Below are 15,534 nucleotides of genomic sequence, written 5' to 3' on the forward strand. Positions count from 1 at the left end.
CAAAAAAATGGAATAAAAAACACCTATTTTAGGGGGAAATACTTCTATTATAAAAAGAAATAGGGGGAATATATGCCAAATATGACAAAATAGTTTATTATAGAAGATAATCTCATGTTATGATAGGGAGTAATAGGAGAAACTTTTTTGTTGTTCGACACAAAAAGTTCATGTTTTCTTCACAAATTATTTAGGAAATATGATTTAATATATTCGAGTATGAGCGTAGATTAGTAGTAGAGTAAGAAAACAACATTTCTACTGTAATAATATTGCTAAATAGAAGCGTACTACTCTTGTAAAGTAAAGACGCGAAAGAAGGATGAAAGTTTTAAGAGGGGGTTGAAATGATGAACCATGCAACAAGTGAGCTGCATGATGAGTCAGCTATAACAGATGTGCCGGAAACAACACGTGTACAAGATTTATTAGCGCTCGTTAAGATGGGGATTGTAAACTCGAATACACTTACGGTGTTTACAGGATTTTGGTTAGCTTTACATTTTAATGGATTGAATGCTGCTAACCATTTGGATAAAATGTTCTTTACAATTGTCGGTTCTGCTTTAATTATGGCAGGATCATGTAGCTTGAATAATTATATTGACCGGGATATCGATCATTTAATGGAACGGACAAAAAATCGTCCAACCGTAACCGGGAAATATAAACCTAGTTTTGCGTTAACATTAGGTATTACTTTATTGCTTCTTGGTTTTGTATTCTTGCTATTTACAACACCAATGGCAGCAATTATAGGTTTTATTGGTGCTTTCACATATGTTGTTTTATATTCGCTTTGGACAAAACGAGCATATACACTAAATACAGTAGTAGGTAGTGTATCTGGAGCAGTTCCACCTTTAATTGGTTGGGCAGCAATTGATCCTAGTTTAGATCATCCGATTGCTTGGATGTTATTTTTAATTATGTTTATTTGGCAAATCCCACATTTCCTCGCATTAGCGATGAAACGTGTTGATGAATATCGAAATGCAGGCATTCCAATGCTTCCTGTTGTACACGGATTTGATATTACAAAACGTCAAATCATGATTTGGACAATATGTTTATTACCACTACCATTTTATATGAGTGGACTTGGAGTAACATTCATGGTAATTGCAACATTGCTTAACATCGGATGGATTGTATTAGGATTCTATGGATTCCGTAAGAAAGATGACATCAAATGGTCCGTACAAATGTTTGTTTACTCCTTGAATTACTTGACAATCTTATTTGTGTCAATGATTGTAGTTACATTCTTCTAAGACAACGACATAAGGGGATTTCTTTACGTTGAGATTTACTTTACTTACTATAAATAAAGTACAATCTAATTCACAAAGAAAGTGGGGGTTGTTTGTATGAAGAAACAGTGGCGACTGCTTTCATTCGTTTCACTGCTGGCTTTACTGTTAGGGGGATGCGGTAAAGCCTTTCAATCTACTTTAATTCCGCAAGGTGAAGTAGCAAAAATGCAATATGATTTACTCTTGTTAGCAAGTGCGATTATGGTAGGCGTTGTACTTGTAGTTACTATTATTTTCTTGTATGTAATTGTGCGTTTCCGACAAAAGAAGGGTCAAGAGGATTATATCCCAGAGCAGGTTGAAGGAAATCACAAACTAGAAATTATATGGACAGTCATTCCAATTATTCTTTTGCTAATATTGGCTGTTCCGACTGTTACATATACCTTCAAGCTTGCTGACGTAAGTGCGATGGAGAAAAAGAATATTGATAAAGATACAATCGTTGTTGATGTAACAGCGAATCTTTATTGGTGGGAATTTTCTTACAAATCAGAAAAGATAGTAACTTCGCAAGATTTAGTTATCCCTACAGGTAAAAAAGTGTATTTGAATCTGAAAGGTGCTGATATTAAACATTCGTTTTGGGTTCCATCTTTAGCTGGAAAAATGGATACGAATACAGATAATGTCAACAAAATGTGGTTAAAGGCAGATAAATCGGGCACTTATAATGGTTTTTGTACAGAATTTTGCGGCCCATCACATTCTTTAATGCAATTTAAAGTAAAAGCTGTTGATGAAAGCGAGTACAAAACTTGGATTGCAGATATGAAGAAACTTGATGGCAAGAAGGAAGTAGCTTCTACAGAAGAACAAGAAGGTAAAGAAATATTCAACAAAAGCTGTATCGGTTGTCATGCAACTGGATCAAATGATAGTAGACCACCTTCTGCACGTATCGCACCGAACCTAGCGAATTTTGCTGATCGCGATATGGTTGCCGGCATTGCTGAAAATAATGAAGAAAACCTAAAAAAATGGCTAAAGGATCCTGAAAATATGAAGCCAGGAAATAAAATGACTGGTAAATATGGCAACTTAACGGATAACGAAGTAGAGGCGTTAAATGCCTATTTGAAAACGTTAAAAGTTGAGAAGTAAAGAGGGATTATTTGCGAAGGGGAGGTTGAAAACGTGAGTTCTGTAGCAAAGAAACAGGGGATGGGTGCTGTTATATGGGATTATTTGACGACAGTAGACCATAAAAAAATTGCCATTCTCTATTTAATTGCAGGTGGATTATTTTTTATCATCGGCGGAATAGAAGCATTATTTATCCGTCTTCAATTAGCCATTCCAAACAATGCTTTTCTTGTTGGGGATGCTTACAATCAAGTATTAACAATGCACGGTACAACAATGATTTTCCTCGCAGCTATGCCGCTCGTGTTTGCATTTATGAACGCTGCTGTGCCACTTCAAATTGGGGCACGCGATGTGGCGTTTCCATTTTTAAATTCACTTGGATTTTGGTTGTTTTTCTTTGGTGGAGTATTTTTAAACTTAAGTTGGTTTTTGGGAGGAGCACCTGATGCAGGATGGACATCTTATGCATCGTTATCACTTGCTTCTAAAGGACATGGTGTTGACTTTTATGTGCTAGGATTACAAATATCGGGTATAGGTACACTGATTGGTGGTATAAACTTCCTAGTCACAATTATTAATATGCGTGCACCTGGAATGACATATATGCGTATGCCGATGTTTACATGGACAACATTTGTAACGTCTTCACTTATTTTATTTGCCTTTCCACCATTAACAGTCGGATTGGCACTACTTATGTTAGATCGCCTATTTGGTACAAGTTTCTTTAACCCAGCTTTAGGGGGGAATACGATTATATGGGAGCATTTATTCTGGATCTTCGGTCACCCAGAAGTGTACATTCTTATACTCCCAGCTTTCGGAATATTCTCAGAAATCTTCGCTACATTTTCTAAAAAACGCCTATTTGGTTACTCGTCTATGGTATTTGCAACAGTATTGATAGGATTTTTAGGATTTATGGTATGGGCGCATCACATGTTCACAGTTGGTCTTGGTCCTGTTGCGAATGCTATTTTTTCAGTGGCAACAATGGCAATTGCAGTTCCGACCGGTATTAAAATATTTAACTGGCTCTTTACCATGTGGGGCGGGAGTATCAGGTTTACAACACCAATGATGTGGGCTGTTGCATTTATTCCATCATTTGTAATGGGTGGGGTAACAGGGGTTATGCTTGCTTCAGCTCCTGCTGATTATCAATTCCATGATAACTATTTCGTTGTGGCGCATTTTCACTACGTAATCGTTGGTGGGGTTGTATTTGGATTATTAGCAGGCGCGCATTATTATTGGCCGCTTATGTTTAACAGAGTATTAAATGAAACACTCGGAAAAATCACATTTTGGTTGTTCTTTATCGGGTTCCATTTAACATTCTTTATCCAGCATTTCCTTGGTTTAATTGGTATGCCGCGTCGTTACTTTACGTATTTACCAGGACAAGGATTGGAGACAGGGAATTTAATTAGTTCAATTGGTGCTGTATTTATGGCTCTTGGAACGATTGTTCTTTTATTCAATGTTGTAAAAACATCGTTGTCTAAAGAAAAAGCGGGCCGCGATCCATGGGATGGCCGCACATTAGAATGGACAATGCCAGCACCAACGCCAGAATATAACTTTAAGCAATTGCCGTTCGTTCGAGGGCTGGATCCGTTTTGGATTGAGAAACGTGAAGGGAATAAAGAAATGACACCAGCAGAGCCTGTTAGTGACATTCATATGCCGAACTCTTCATTTTCGCCATTTGTTATATCGCTTGGATTATTTATAGCGGCATTTGGTGCAATGTATATGGAAGGTGGAAAAGATAAGTTTTGGTTATTAGTTGCAATTATTGGGCTTATCATTACGTTTGGTGCAATGTTCTTCCGTTCAGTAATTGATGATCATGGGTATCATATTCATAAAGAAGATTTGGATGATAAGGGGGGCACAGCGTAATGCATGTAGAGGAAAAATTAACAAATGAAACATTTCCAGCAGAGCCTGAAAAAGCAACCCTTGAGGGGAAAAATAAGTTTGTTGGATTTTGGCTATTTCTTGGAGGCGAAACAGTATTGTTCGCTTCCTTATTTGGCACATATTTAGCGTTGAAAAATTCTACAAATGGTGGCCCCACTTCTCAAGAAATGTTTCAAATGCCACTTGTCTTTATTATGACAATGCTTTTGCTAACAAGTAGTTTAACAAGTGTGTATGCGATGTATCATATGAAGAACTTTAACTTTAAGCAGATGCAGCTTTGGTTAATTGTTACAGTATTATTAGGGTTAGGGTTTTTAGGGTTTGAGATTTATGAATTTTATCATTACACACATGAATTCAAACATACGATGAGAAGTAGTGCATTTGGTTCAGCGTTTTATGCGCTTGTTGGGACTCATGGATTACACGTGTTGTTTGGATTGCTATGGATCTTAACATTAGTTTTTCGGAATGCAAAGCGGGGACTGAATTTATATAATGCCCCGAAGTTTTATGTTGCATCTATTTACTGGCACTTTATTGATGTAGTTTGGGTGTTTATTTTCACTGTAGTATATTTGATGGGAATGGTGGGATAAACAATGGCGATAAAGCAAACAAATACAAGTAACTCAAAGGTAGATCTCGTTTATCGTAGAAAAAAAAGTGCAGAGGAAATGAGGCATCAAGTGATTACATTTGGGTTAATGATTTTCTTAACGATTGTAGCTTTTGTGGCAGTCGCTTATCCGAAAACATTTAGTCCTCTTTTTTCAGTACCATTTATTTTATTACTAGCTGTTGTGCAAGTAATATTTCAATTGTATTATTTCATGCATATGAGTCATAAGGGGCATGAAGCAGCAGCCTTTTTTCTATATTCGGGATTATTAGTAGGGTTGCTAACAATTTTAGCTTTTATGACGATTGTGTGGGTTTAAAAAAGTAAAGGCTAGGGAGCATGAAGTCATCTTCGCTCCCTTTTTCCTATGAGGGTAAGGAGTTCATATTGAAAGGGTGGGTGTAAAAGTGAGCAACTTATGGATATTTGGTTTTCAAGCTTTATGGAGCCCGATCTTTTTACTGTTTATGGTTTCTATCCTTATCTGTTACTTTCTTATTATCGGGCCATATAGGAATCGGTTCGAAAATGCAGAAAAGGTAAATAAAAAACAGATATTTTATTTTACGACTGGGATTGTCCTATTATATTTTGTAAAGGGCGGACCTATTGATTTACTGGGACATATTGTTTTTAGTGCGCATATGTTTGAAATGGCAGTAATGTATATTGCGGTACCACCATTGTTATTATTAGGGATTCCGGTTTGGCTATACAAATATATTACTTCTTTTCGTTTTGTCCAAGTGATATTGACCGTTTTTGCTAAACCACTTATTGCTCTGTTTGTCTTTAATGGATTATTCTCCATTTACCATTTACCTGTTGTGTTTGATGCTGTAAAGCAAAATCAAGTTGCTCATCCTATTTTTCTAGCTGTTATATTTTTCACGGCAATGATGCTGTGGTGGCCAATGTTAAATCCACTGCCGGAATATCAAACATTAAGTGAGATTAAAAAAATCGGTTATATGTTTGCGAATGGTGTATTATTAACACCAGCTTGTGCATTAATTATTTTTGCAAGCGAGTCGTTGTTTGCTACATATACAGATCCTAGTGCATGGATGAAAGCGATGGAACTTTGTGTACCTGCAGGAATGCTAACGGATTTAAATATAACTGGACCAGAATTTTTACACTGGATACCGATTGTACAAGATCAACAAACAGGTGGAATTATTATGAAAATTGTCCAGGAAATAGTGTATGGTACAATTATTGGTTATGTATTCTTTAAATGGGCACGTAAAGAACGCAAAAAAGATGAAGAACAACTACAGGCAGTGCCTCCGTATTTGCAAACGAAATAAAAGAGGCATGTCCATATGGGCATGCCTCTTTTATTTACTCGATAATTTGAAATTCCTTCAATTCTTTTTCGATATTTTGCAAAAGTTGTTCGCTTTTTTGAAGTACATTTGTAGGGAAATTTTCATTCTCTCCATATTCAACACCATGTGGATAATAATGTTTTCCTAACAATGGAGGAAGTAATTTAACTTGTGCATGCCTTCCTCCGATTTCTCCTTCTATAGCAAGTCCTTGTACCCGTAAATAGTATACATCCTTTAATATTTCAAACTTATAGTCGTATGTAACTCGCTCATAATCCCATTGCCCAGCAAGTACAAAATGTTGATTTTGCATGACCTCCGTTAATAATGTGAAATCAACTACTGCACCTATAATTTTTGAATGTGTAAATTGCATGGAATCCCTCCTTATTTTTATTTGAAACTCTTTAATTTTATAATAGTATGAATAATAAGAAATCGCAATTCGTATTGAGAGAAAAGGGTGAATCACGGCTTTTTTTATGAAAGTATGATATAGTGAAAATAGTACGGTACACACAAAAAAGAAGGAAATATTTGTGTATATCTCAATTTCGTGTTTGACCAGGAGGTATATTGTTTGAAAAAATTATTACGTATCGTAATGATTACGGTTTTTATTTTAGCAATTGATTTATACGGGAAATTACTCGTTTCGCAATATATATTACCGCCATCTCACTCCAAACAGGAACATAAGATTATTAAGAAAAAGAAACAGATAAATGAAGGGTTCCCAGAGACAATCTCTCAATTAATAGGTAGCGACTCGGAAAGCTTATTAGCAAAATGGGGTGAGCCAGCTCGAATTGAACCTTCTGCGTATGGCTATGAGTGGTGGATTTATAATCAAGATTTATCAAAGTATGTACAATTTGGTGTTGCAGAACATAAAATTGTAACAGCTTATGTTGGTGGAAACCAGTTGGATATTGCTCCATTTCGGATGAATGAAAAATATGAAAATGCTTATAAAAAAAGTCCATTTTCACATGAAATTTCGTTGAAAGAAGGAAGGAGTAGTTATCAATTTGAATTATCTGATAATGAAATGACAGAACAACCACTTGTTTCAATAGAGGATGGTTGGGCGCAATTATATTTTGATAAATTCACACATGAACTTGTTGGAGTTCGGTATATGGATGATGAGACATTGCTTCGACAAAGACCGTATCAGCTTGTATATTCTGGAGAATTAGAGGAAAATCAGCCAATCACTCCAGAAAAAATGACACAAATAGAACAGGGGAACATGCAACAAATTTTAGATTTAACGAATATTATCCGTAGTCGCCATCAGTTGCCATTACTAATATGGGATCAACAAACTGCTGAAGTGGCTTTAGGACATAGTAAAGATATGAAAGAAAATAATTATTTCTCACATGATTCACCAAAGTTTGGGACTTTAGGTGATCGATTACAGCGTGGTCAAGTTGCATTTCAACTCGCAGGTGAAAATATAGCAGCGCAACATACTGATGGGATCGCGGCAGTACAAGGTTGGCTGAATAGTGAAGGACATCGAAAAAACTTGTTAAATGACCAATTTACTGGGCTAGGTGTTGGAGTGTTTGATAAGTTTTATACACAAAATTTCATTAGGAAATAGGAGAAGGTGCATGAATCGTTAAAAAATAGGCGAACCATGCGCCTTTTTTTTCTTACAATATAGTAGATATATCTGAAGAGGTGAGGATTATGACAAAAACAAAAGGACCATTACATCCTTCTGTTCAACAATTTAAAGAGTTTGTAAACCATCACCCTAAAATGGTTCATGAAGTTCGAAATGGTCAAAAAACATGGCAACAATTTTATGAGGAATGGTATTTACTTGGGGAGAAAGACGAGATATGGAAGGCCTATAAAGCAGATGGAGAAGCAATTTCTTCACCAGCACAAGAAGAAATGAATGATGAAAAAGTGGCCGATTTGATGGGGCAAATGCTTTCTTTTTTTAAAAAATTAGATGCAGAGCAAATGCAGCAACATTTAGCTAATGTAACGAGTGCAATTGGGAGTGTGCAACAGGTTATTCAACAATTTCAAGGAAACCGTACACAACCTGAGCAAAGACCTTCTGAAAATAATCCATTTTTCTTTCGAAAAGATTAGGAGGAAAAGAGGATGAGGGCAGAGCTTATGGAGTTTATAAAAGCTGATAAAGATTTAGAGCGCTATATTCGTGAGCAACCCCATTGGTATCGAAAATTATCACGTAATCCGGAAGAGAAGGAAGCATTTGAATTAGCAGCCTTAGAGTATTATAAAAAGACAATTCCAGATAAAGTTGCAAAATTTCAAAATCAATTGGCGGTTGCTTCTATTATGATTGACATGTTCCAATATATGAAGCAGCAAAATACAACTTAATTGGCAGGGGAAACTATGTCCGTCATGCGAAACTTTTGTTACAATAGAAACAGATTATTGAAAAAAGGAGTTATAGCATGACGGAAATTTGTTTAGTACGACATGGACAAACTGATTGGAATTTTCAAGAGATTATTCAAGGACGTGAAGATATTCCACTTAATGAAGTTGGGAAAAAGCAAGCGAGTCAAAGTGCAGCTGCATTAAAGTTGGAAACGTGGGATGTAATTATTAGCAGTCCCCTAATTAGAGCACAAGAAACAGCACAGGCAATCGCAGGTGCTGTTGGAATGCAGTCTATTCTTCTAGATGAGCGATTTGTTGAACGGAATTTTGGAGAGGCATCAGGAAAACCAATTCCTACAGTTAGAGAGCTTATTGCAGAGGGAAATGTAGAAGGTATGGAGACAGATGAAGAGATTGTAAATCGCTGCTTTTCCGCATTGAAAGATGTTGCACAAACACATGAAGGTAAACGTATTATTATTGTCGCGCATTCACATGCGATAAAAGCAATTTTACATGCAATTTTACCTAATGAAATTACATTTAAAACCCCATTGAAAAATGCGTGTATTAGTTATGTGAAAGTGGAGAATGGCAGCTGGGATGTACTACGGTATAATATCGCGGAGCATATTTGTGTATAAGAGATTAGGGTAATGTGTGTTGTCCATATAGAACGGTTCACTTTATCTAGAGATGTAATATTCAAATTAGTAGTTCTGCTTTAAATGTGTTATGATGGATACTCGGAGGTGTCTCTCATGATTGTAGCGACGCTTGAAAGCGTAAGGATATTAGACGAGGCAGAACAGCTTGCAAAAGCGATTGTCTGTTCAGATATAGCAGAGAGTTATCGTGAATGTTATAAGGCGTTACAGGAAGATTTGGAGGCTCAAACATTAATTGGTCAATTTACAGTAATGAAAGAGCGATATGAAGAAGTGCAACGCTTTGGAAAATACCATCCTGATTATACTTTCGTTTCGAAAAATATGCGGGAATTAAAACGTTCTGTAGACTTGCATGAAAAGATATCTGCTTTTAAAAAAGCAGAAAATGCTTTGCAAAAACTATTAGATGAAGTCAGTGTAGCGATTGGTTCTGAAGTATCATCTGCTATTAAAGTTCCTACGGGAAATCCGTTTTTTGATGCAGGTGGATGCGGAGGCGGTTGTGGCTCTGGTGGAAGTTGTGGTTGTAAAAAAACGGGGTGATATACCCCGTTTTTTAGAATGTGAAAGAAACCGTATACAGAACTCATTCTACAACATACTATAATTTCACAAATTTCTGATTGGTGTTTATAAGATACAAGAATATGTGTATATAAAAGGAGAAGATGGAGAAGATTATGTTCGGGCAACGACAAAGTATGATTGTTTATTTACATTCATTGAAACATGCCAAGATTTTAAGGAAATATGGTAATATACATTACATATCAAAGCGTTTGAAATATGCAGTCGTATATTGTGATATGGAACAAATAGAGCATATGATGCAAAAACTAAATAAACTTCCTTTTGTGAAAAAAATTGAGCAATCATATCGCCCGTTTCTTAAAACGGAATTTGAGAATTCACGTCCGGATCGCGCGAAAGAATACGACTATAGTTAAAAAGAAAGACCCCCACTAAATTTTGGTGGGGGTTTCTTTATACTAATAAAAATACAATGAGTATAAACATTGCTACTGCATTGGGGGGATGAAATGATTCATTCGCAAGATGCCGATAAGGTGATTAAAATATAATTCTTTTTCTGGGAAAATTGTAGAAGATTTTACTGTAAAGGAAGTAACCTTTTTCCCGATCTGTTCAGCCATTTCTTCGAATAAAACGATTCGTTTACTTTTTGTATCATCAAGTATAGGGATCCCTTCACGGCATATGTATAGCGGCTGGAAGTCACCAACTGTTGTTGGTTTAAGAACAACAACAAGTGAGCATACTTTTTTATCGTTTTTTAAGGTTTCGAATTGTAACATATGTGATACACGATCTTTATTTGTTTTTGCAATCTCAAGCAATTCATATAAATCGGAGTAGCCTTCTCCTAGTTCAATAAAACGTTGAATCATATTATTTCCTCCTCTTTCTTTTACTGTATCATTTCATTTTTAAAATGAAAAGCAGGCAAAGAAAAAAACCCTGCAAAGCAGGGCCCTTCTTATACTAGTATGTACTAGTAAGAAGGCAAAGGGAGAGGAGAAACCGGAGGAAGAACTTATGGGGAAACGTAAGTCTTCTCCGCGGTTGGCAACAACATCGAAGGTGATGTTGTTATATTTATTTATGTCCAATCTAAATGAAGATATACATAATGAATTTAAAATTTATCGGAGGCTTTTTATTTTTCTTTCTTTTATTTTATGATAGGATAAAAAAGATAAAGTGAACCTTGTGTTAGTGGAGGAGATCTTACTCGCAAATAGCGAGATGAATATACAGATGGAACACTGACAAGCTATCATACAATGATGGCTTTAAAAAAATAAATTGTTTTTTCTTTTAATAGGTAGCAGATTCAGTTACCCTTTAATGGAAAAATATCTAGAAAACAGCGGGATTTGATAGCGATTATGGAGGACGGATATACGTTTGTAATAATCGCTCGATAGATTGAAATAAAGGTAGTGACAGCGAATGAGAGTAGTTTCTGGAAAATGTAAAGGGCATCCGCTTAAGGCTGTGCCAGGTAATACGACGCGACCGACAACAGATAAAGTAAAAGAAGCCATCTTTAATATGATTGGTCCTTATTTCGAAGGAGGGGTTGCCCTCGATTTGTTTGGAGGTAGCGGAGGACTTGGAATTGAAGCGCTTAGTAGAGGAATCGACAAAGCGATTTTTGTTGATCGAGATAATAAAGCGGTGAAGGTGATTCATCAAAATTTAGAAAGCTGCAAAGTACATGAGCAAGCTGAAGTGTACAGAAATGATGCAGAGCGTGCTGTAAAGGCGTTGATTAAACGTGAATTATCATTTGACCTTATACTACTAGATCCACCATACAAAGATCAAAAAATCATTTCATTAATTAGTGTTATGGACCAACATGGGTTATTGAATAAAGATGGATTGATTATGGCAGAACATGGGGATGATGTAGTCTTACCTGAGACAATAGGAGGACTTGTAAAGGTGAGGGCGGAAAATTATGGAATTACAGCAATTTCGATTTATAAGTATGAAGGTGAGGGGACCGAATGACAAGTATAGCAATTTCTTCAGGGAGTTTTGATCCAATAACTCTTGGGCATTTGGATATTATTAAAAGGGGCGCAAAGGTGTTTGACGAAGTATATGTTGTCGTTTTAAATAACTCTTCTAAAAAACCGTTCTTTTCAGTCGAAGAGCGCTTAGAGTTAATTCGAGAGGCAACAAAAGATATCCCAAATGTAAAAGTTGATTCACACAGTGGATTGTTAGTTGAATATGCAAAGATGCGTAATGCAAATGCAATTTTGCGTGGTTTACGTGCAGTTTCCGATTTTGAATATGAGATGCAAATTACATCGATGAATCGTAAGTTGGATGAAAATATTGAAACCTTTTTTATTATGACAAATAATCAATATTCATTTTTAAGTTCGAGCATTGTGAAGGAAGTGGCTCGCTATGGTGGAAATGTAGCTGGTCTTGTTCCTCCTATTGTAGAACGCGCTTTAAAAGAAAAGTTTCAAACCCCGTTAAGATGAACGGGGTTTTTCTTTGTTTATTATGCGTAAGAATAATAAAATAACATATAGATATAAACAAAGTAGTGTAAAGGTAGGACCATAGTCAAGCAATAGTTCCCAAGCCTTCATAAGAATAGAAGAATGGTTTAATAAAAATACAGGAATATCTTGTTGATTCGGTGAAAAAGAATGTAAATTTTCATAAAGTGGTACCCAAAATATAAAAGTGTAAATTGGTGCTAAAATACTTTGAATAATTCTTGCAAAGAAATATGGTTTAAAGCGAATATCAGTTTCGGCTAAAATACTGGCTACCTGAGCTTGGATAGAAAGGCCGCTGAATGCTAGAATAAAGCTCGTTACCATTGCTTGTTCAAGAATTGTAGTCTGATTGGTTTGGCTAATCATTTGGCTACCTAGTGTCATTTCAAAAAGTCCTGATAAGATGGGAACGCTAAAGTGTGGCGATAGTTGGAAGAAAGTTAAAATGTTTTGCATAATAAAAGTTAGTGCTGTCGTGAGTTGGAAGACAGTAATCATTTTATTTAAAACGGAGAATAAAATAATAAATCCACCAATCATGAGTAAAGTTTGAATAGAGGAGATAATTGCATCACCAAGTAGTTTCCCAATGGGTCTGTTTTCTTGCAAACGTGTCTCGTGGAGAATTGAAAAAGCGTGTTGTAAGGGCCGCTTTTGAGTAGATTGTTTTTCTTTTATGTAAGTATTATTATTGCCGTAAAAACGCATAAGTAACCCGACAGTAAAGTTGCTAACATAATGTGCAACAGCGAGTATGAAACCTAATTTTGGATTATTAAAAAAGCCAATAGAAATAGCTCCAAAAATAAATAATGGATTAGAAGAGTTTGTAAACGATACGAGTCGTTCTGCTTCGATTTGTGTTAACTGATTACTTTGCCTTAGTCTCGCGCTTAATTTGGCGCCTGCAGGAAAGCCGGAGGCCATTCCCATTGCCCAAACAAAGCCGCCAATACCAGGTAAACGAAAGAGTGGACGCATAAGTGGCTCTAGTATCACACCGATAAACTTTACAACACCTATACTAATTAAAAGCTCCGCAACGATAAAAAAAGGTAGTAGCGAAGGAAAGACAACTTCCCACCATATATTTAACCCGCGAATAGAAGATTGCAAAGCGGCTTGGGGGTGAAGTACGAGAGAAAATGTTAGAAATAGCATCGTTATGGTGAGAAAAGCTGTTTTCCATTTTTCATACATTTTAACGTAACCCCCTTTGTCCCAAAAATGTTCATTTCAGTATACGTGGATACATGGTAAGTTTAGACCATAAGTATGAAAAAGAGGATGAAAAAATTTTAAGGGTGAGGGAAATGAATGAACCGAAAATAGGCTTAGCTCTTGGATCTGGAGGTGCAAAAGGTTTTGCACATGTAGGAGTTATTAAAGTGCTACGTGAAGCGAATATCCCTATTGATATGATTGCAGGAAGTAGCATGGGAGCATTAATTGGGACATTTTATGCGGCGGGTTGTAACGTTGAGCGACTCTATCGAATGGCGACTGTATTTAAAAGGAAGTATTATTTGGATTTTACTGTACCCAAAATGGGATTTATTTCTGGAAAACGTGTAAAAGATATGATTAAAATGTTTACATATAATAAAAAAATAGAAGAGTTAGATATCCCAACTGCAGTTGTGGCCACTGACATTTTAAAGGGGGAAAAAGTTGTATTTACAAGCGGTTCTATTGCGGATGCAGTGAGGGCGAGTATTTCTGTGCCAGGAGTGTTTGTACCGGAGAAGATAGACGATCGTTTATTAGTAGATGGTGGGGTGATTGATCGTATTCCTGTATCCGTTGTAAAAGACTTAGGCGCTGATATTGTAATTGCTGTGGATGTATCTCCAATTAAGGTGAACGGAGAAGTCACATCCATTTACGATGTTATTATGCAGAGTATTGAAATTATGCAACATGAACTGGTTGTTAATCGGCAAATTGCTTCAGATTTAATGATGCGTCCAGCAGTAGAACAATTTAGTTCTCGTGCTTTCACCAATATTGAAGACATTATTCGAGTTGGAGAAGAAGAGGCTGAAAAACACATTCAGAAAATTCACTTATTAATTGAGCAGTGGAAGGAGAAAAATAATGTTTAAGCGCTTTCGGTTTCTATATGCAATTTTAATTGGGGTTATATTGGCAATGTTACTTGTCTATGTACGCCTTCCGTATTATATAACAAAGCCAGGTATGGCGGCAAAATTAGAACCATATGTACAAGTTGATGGTGGAAAGAAAGAATCAGGTGATTTTATGCTCGTGACAGTTTCAATGGGGCCTGCAAATGTTATAAATTTAATAGCTGCCCAATTTAATAAATATAATCACATTTCTAAAGCAGAGGAAATTTTACAAAAAGGCGAGAGCGATGAGGAGTATCAGTTTCGTCAAGCGTATGCAATGAAAGAATCTCAAAATGCAGCGATTTATAATGCTTATAAACGTGCAAATCGTTCAGTTTCCTTTCAAGAGAAAGGAGTATTAGTTGCTGGGGTTGCTAAAAATATGTCCGCCGAAGGAAAATTAAAACTTGGGGATGTAATTGTCGCTGTTGATGGTCAGCCCTTTGAAGGGATAGACCAATTTATTGCGCACATGGCAGGAAAAAAAGAAGGTGAAGTAGTAAATATTGAATATATTCGGGGGGGGAAGCGTTCATCGGAAAAGTTAACACTAAAACAAATTCCTGATGGTAAGGGTCGTGCAGGAATTGGGGTTTCAATTGCTCCTTATAAGGAATTAGTAGTAGATCCAAAAGTGAAAATCGATTCACATGAAATTGGTGGTCCCTCGGCGGGATTAATGTTTACATTGGAAATTTATAATCAATTAATTGAAAAAGATATGACGAAAGGCCATGAAATTGCAGGGACAGGAACCATTAATGAAAAGGGAGAAATTGGTCCGATTGGCGGTATTCAACAAAAGGTTGTAGCTGCTAGTGATGCGGGTGCAGAAATATTCTTTGCTCCAAATGAAAAAGGGGCACCAAAATCGAATTATAAAGAAGCGCTTGAAGCAGCGAAAGATATTAAGACGAAGATGAAAATTGTACCAGTAGATACATTGGATGATGCGTTAACATATTTAGAAAAAATGTTAGAAAAAAAGTAAACC

At 36.2% G+C, this 15,534-nt stretch carries 19 protein-coding genes; 16 read left to right on the plus strand and 3 right to left on the minus strand.

Annotated features, from left to right (window positions below):
* The first annotated feature begins 350 nt into the window (after positions 1 to 350).
* The 6 genes from cyoE (at position 351) to ctaG (ending at position 6,275) form a co-directional block, all read left to right on the plus strand.
* Positions 351 to 1,274 (plus strand): heme o synthase, encoded by a 924-nt coding sequence (cyoE, locus tag HRG09_RS02980; protein WP_174099266.1) that lies wholly within the window; start codon positions 351 to 353, stop codon positions 1,272 to 1,274.
* A gap of 96 nt (positions 1,275 to 1,370) precedes the next feature.
* Positions 1,371 to 2,420, plus strand: a complete 1,050-nt coding sequence (coxB, locus tag HRG09_RS02985) for a cytochrome c oxidase subunit II (protein ID WP_174099267.1) — start codon at positions 1,371 to 1,373, stop codon at positions 2,418 to 2,420.
* 60 nt (positions 2,421 to 2,480) lie between these two features.
* Positions 2,481 to 4,316, plus strand: a complete 1,836-nt coding sequence (gene ctaD, locus HRG09_RS02990) for a cytochrome c oxidase subunit I (protein ID WP_174099316.1) — start codon at positions 2,481 to 2,483, stop codon at positions 4,314 to 4,316.
* A complete protein-coding gene (ctaE, locus tag HRG09_RS02995; protein WP_000557899.1) occupies positions 4,316 to 4,939 on the plus strand; it encodes a cytochrome c oxidase subunit III in 624 nt (207 codons plus the stop codon). The genes ctaD and ctaE overlap by 1 nt, the downstream gene beginning before the upstream one ends.
* Positions 4,940 to 4,942: 3 nt before the next feature.
* A complete protein-coding gene (gene ctaF, locus HRG09_RS03000) occupies positions 4,943 to 5,281 on the plus strand; it encodes a cytochrome c oxidase subunit IVB (RefSeq protein ID WP_017151147.1) in 339 nt (112 codons plus the stop codon).
* Positions 5,282 to 5,369: 88 nt separating this feature from the next.
* The gene (gene ctaG, locus HRG09_RS03005; protein ID WP_174099268.1) at positions 5,370 to 6,275 is read left to right on the plus strand and encodes a cytochrome c oxidase assembly factor CtaG; all 906 of its coding nucleotides are present in this window, start codon (positions 5,370 to 5,372) and stop codon (positions 6,273 to 6,275) included.
* A 34-nt stretch (positions 6,276 to 6,309) separates the two neighbouring features.
* On the opposite strand, the gene HRG09_RS03010 is transcribed toward ctaG, so the two are convergent.
* Entirely contained in the window at positions 6,310 to 6,675 is a 366-nt protein-coding gene (locus HRG09_RS03010) for a YugN family protein (protein WP_174099269.1), read from the minus strand.
* Positions 6,676 to 6,879: 204 nt separating this feature from the next.
* Here HRG09_RS03010 and HRG09_RS03015 point away from each other — a divergent pair, with 204 nt between their 5' ends.
* The 6 genes from HRG09_RS03015 (at position 6,880) to HRG09_RS03040 (ending at position 10,302) form a co-directional block, all read left to right on the plus strand.
* Positions 6,880 to 7,914, plus strand: a complete 1,035-nt coding sequence (locus tag HRG09_RS03015; RefSeq protein WP_174099270.1) for a CAP domain-containing protein — start codon at positions 6,880 to 6,882, stop codon at positions 7,912 to 7,914.
* 89 nt (positions 7,915 to 8,003) lie between these two features.
* The gene (locus HRG09_RS03020) at positions 8,004 to 8,420 is read left to right on the plus strand and encodes a YlbD family protein (protein ID WP_174099271.1); all 417 of its coding nucleotides are present in this window, start codon (positions 8,004 to 8,006) and stop codon (positions 8,418 to 8,420) included.
* A 12-nt stretch (positions 8,421 to 8,432) separates the two neighbouring features.
* A complete protein-coding gene (locus HRG09_RS03025) occupies positions 8,433 to 8,678 on the plus strand; it encodes a YlbE-like family protein (RefSeq protein ID WP_174099272.1) in 246 nt (81 codons plus the stop codon).
* 77 nt (positions 8,679 to 8,755) lie between these two features.
* On the plus strand, positions 8,756 to 9,328 hold the full coding sequence (locus tag HRG09_RS03030; RefSeq protein ID WP_174099273.1) for a histidine phosphatase family protein: 573 nt from the start codon (positions 8,756 to 8,758) through the stop codon (positions 9,326 to 9,328).
* Between the two features lie 117 nt (positions 9,329 to 9,445).
* Positions 9,446 to 9,898 carry a YlbF/YmcA family competence regulator gene (locus HRG09_RS03035; RefSeq protein WP_174099274.1) on the plus strand — a complete coding sequence of 151 codons (453 nt, stop codon included), beginning with the start codon at positions 9,446 to 9,448 and terminating at the stop codon, positions 9,896 to 9,898.
* A gap of 137 nt (positions 9,899 to 10,035) precedes the next feature.
* Complete coding sequence (locus HRG09_RS03040) at positions 10,036 to 10,302, plus strand: YlbG family protein (RefSeq protein WP_026049165.1); 267 nt, start codon at positions 10,036 to 10,038, stop codon at positions 10,300 to 10,302.
* Between the two features lie 72 nt (positions 10,303 to 10,374).
* On the opposite strand, the gene HRG09_RS03045 is transcribed toward HRG09_RS03040, so the two are convergent.
* Positions 10,375 to 10,764, minus strand: a complete 390-nt coding sequence (locus tag HRG09_RS03045) for a DUF7147 family protein (protein ID WP_174099275.1) — start codon at positions 10,762 to 10,764, stop codon at positions 10,375 to 10,377.
* Between the two features lie 565 nt (positions 10,765 to 11,329).
* Here HRG09_RS03045 and rsmD point away from each other — a divergent pair.
* Together rsmD and coaD are read left to right on the plus strand one after the other, a co-directional pair.
* Entirely contained in the window at positions 11,330 to 11,896 is a 567-nt protein-coding gene (gene rsmD, locus HRG09_RS03050; protein WP_174099276.1) for a 16S rRNA (guanine(966)-N(2))-methyltransferase RsmD, read from the plus strand.
* Complete coding sequence (coaD, locus tag HRG09_RS03055; RefSeq protein WP_017151158.1) at positions 11,893 to 12,384, plus strand: pantetheine-phosphate adenylyltransferase; 492 nt, start codon at positions 11,893 to 11,895, stop codon at positions 12,382 to 12,384. The genes rsmD and coaD overlap by 4 nt, the downstream gene beginning before the upstream one ends.
* Here the strand turns inward: coaD and ylbJ are convergent.
* Complete coding sequence (gene ylbJ / locus HRG09_RS03060; RefSeq protein WP_174099277.1) at positions 12,376 to 13,608, minus strand: sporulation integral membrane protein YlbJ; 1,233 nt, start codon at positions 13,606 to 13,608, stop codon at positions 12,376 to 12,378. The two genes, coaD and ylbJ, sit on opposite strands and share 9 nt — an antisense overlap.
* A 113-nt stretch (positions 13,609 to 13,721) precedes the next feature.
* Between ylbJ and HRG09_RS03065 the strand changes: the two genes are divergently transcribed.
* Together HRG09_RS03065 and HRG09_RS03070 are read left to right on the plus strand one after the other, a co-directional pair.
* Entirely contained in the window at positions 13,722 to 14,513 is a 792-nt protein-coding gene (locus HRG09_RS03065) for a patatin-like phospholipase family protein (RefSeq protein WP_174099278.1), read from the plus strand.
* Positions 14,506 to 15,531 carry a SepM family pheromone-processing serine protease gene (locus tag HRG09_RS03070; RefSeq protein ID WP_174099279.1) on the plus strand — a complete coding sequence of 342 codons (1,026 nt, stop codon included), beginning with the start codon at positions 14,506 to 14,508 and terminating at the stop codon, positions 15,529 to 15,531. Before HRG09_RS03065 ends, HRG09_RS03070 begins: the two co-directional genes overlap by 8 nt.
* Positions 15,532 to 15,534: the final 3 nt, after the last annotated feature.

The sequence above is a fragment of the Bacillus sp. Xin1 genome (assembly GCF_013314535.1).
Lineage (GTDB): Bacteria > Bacillota > Bacilli > Bacillales > Bacillaceae_G > Bacillus_A.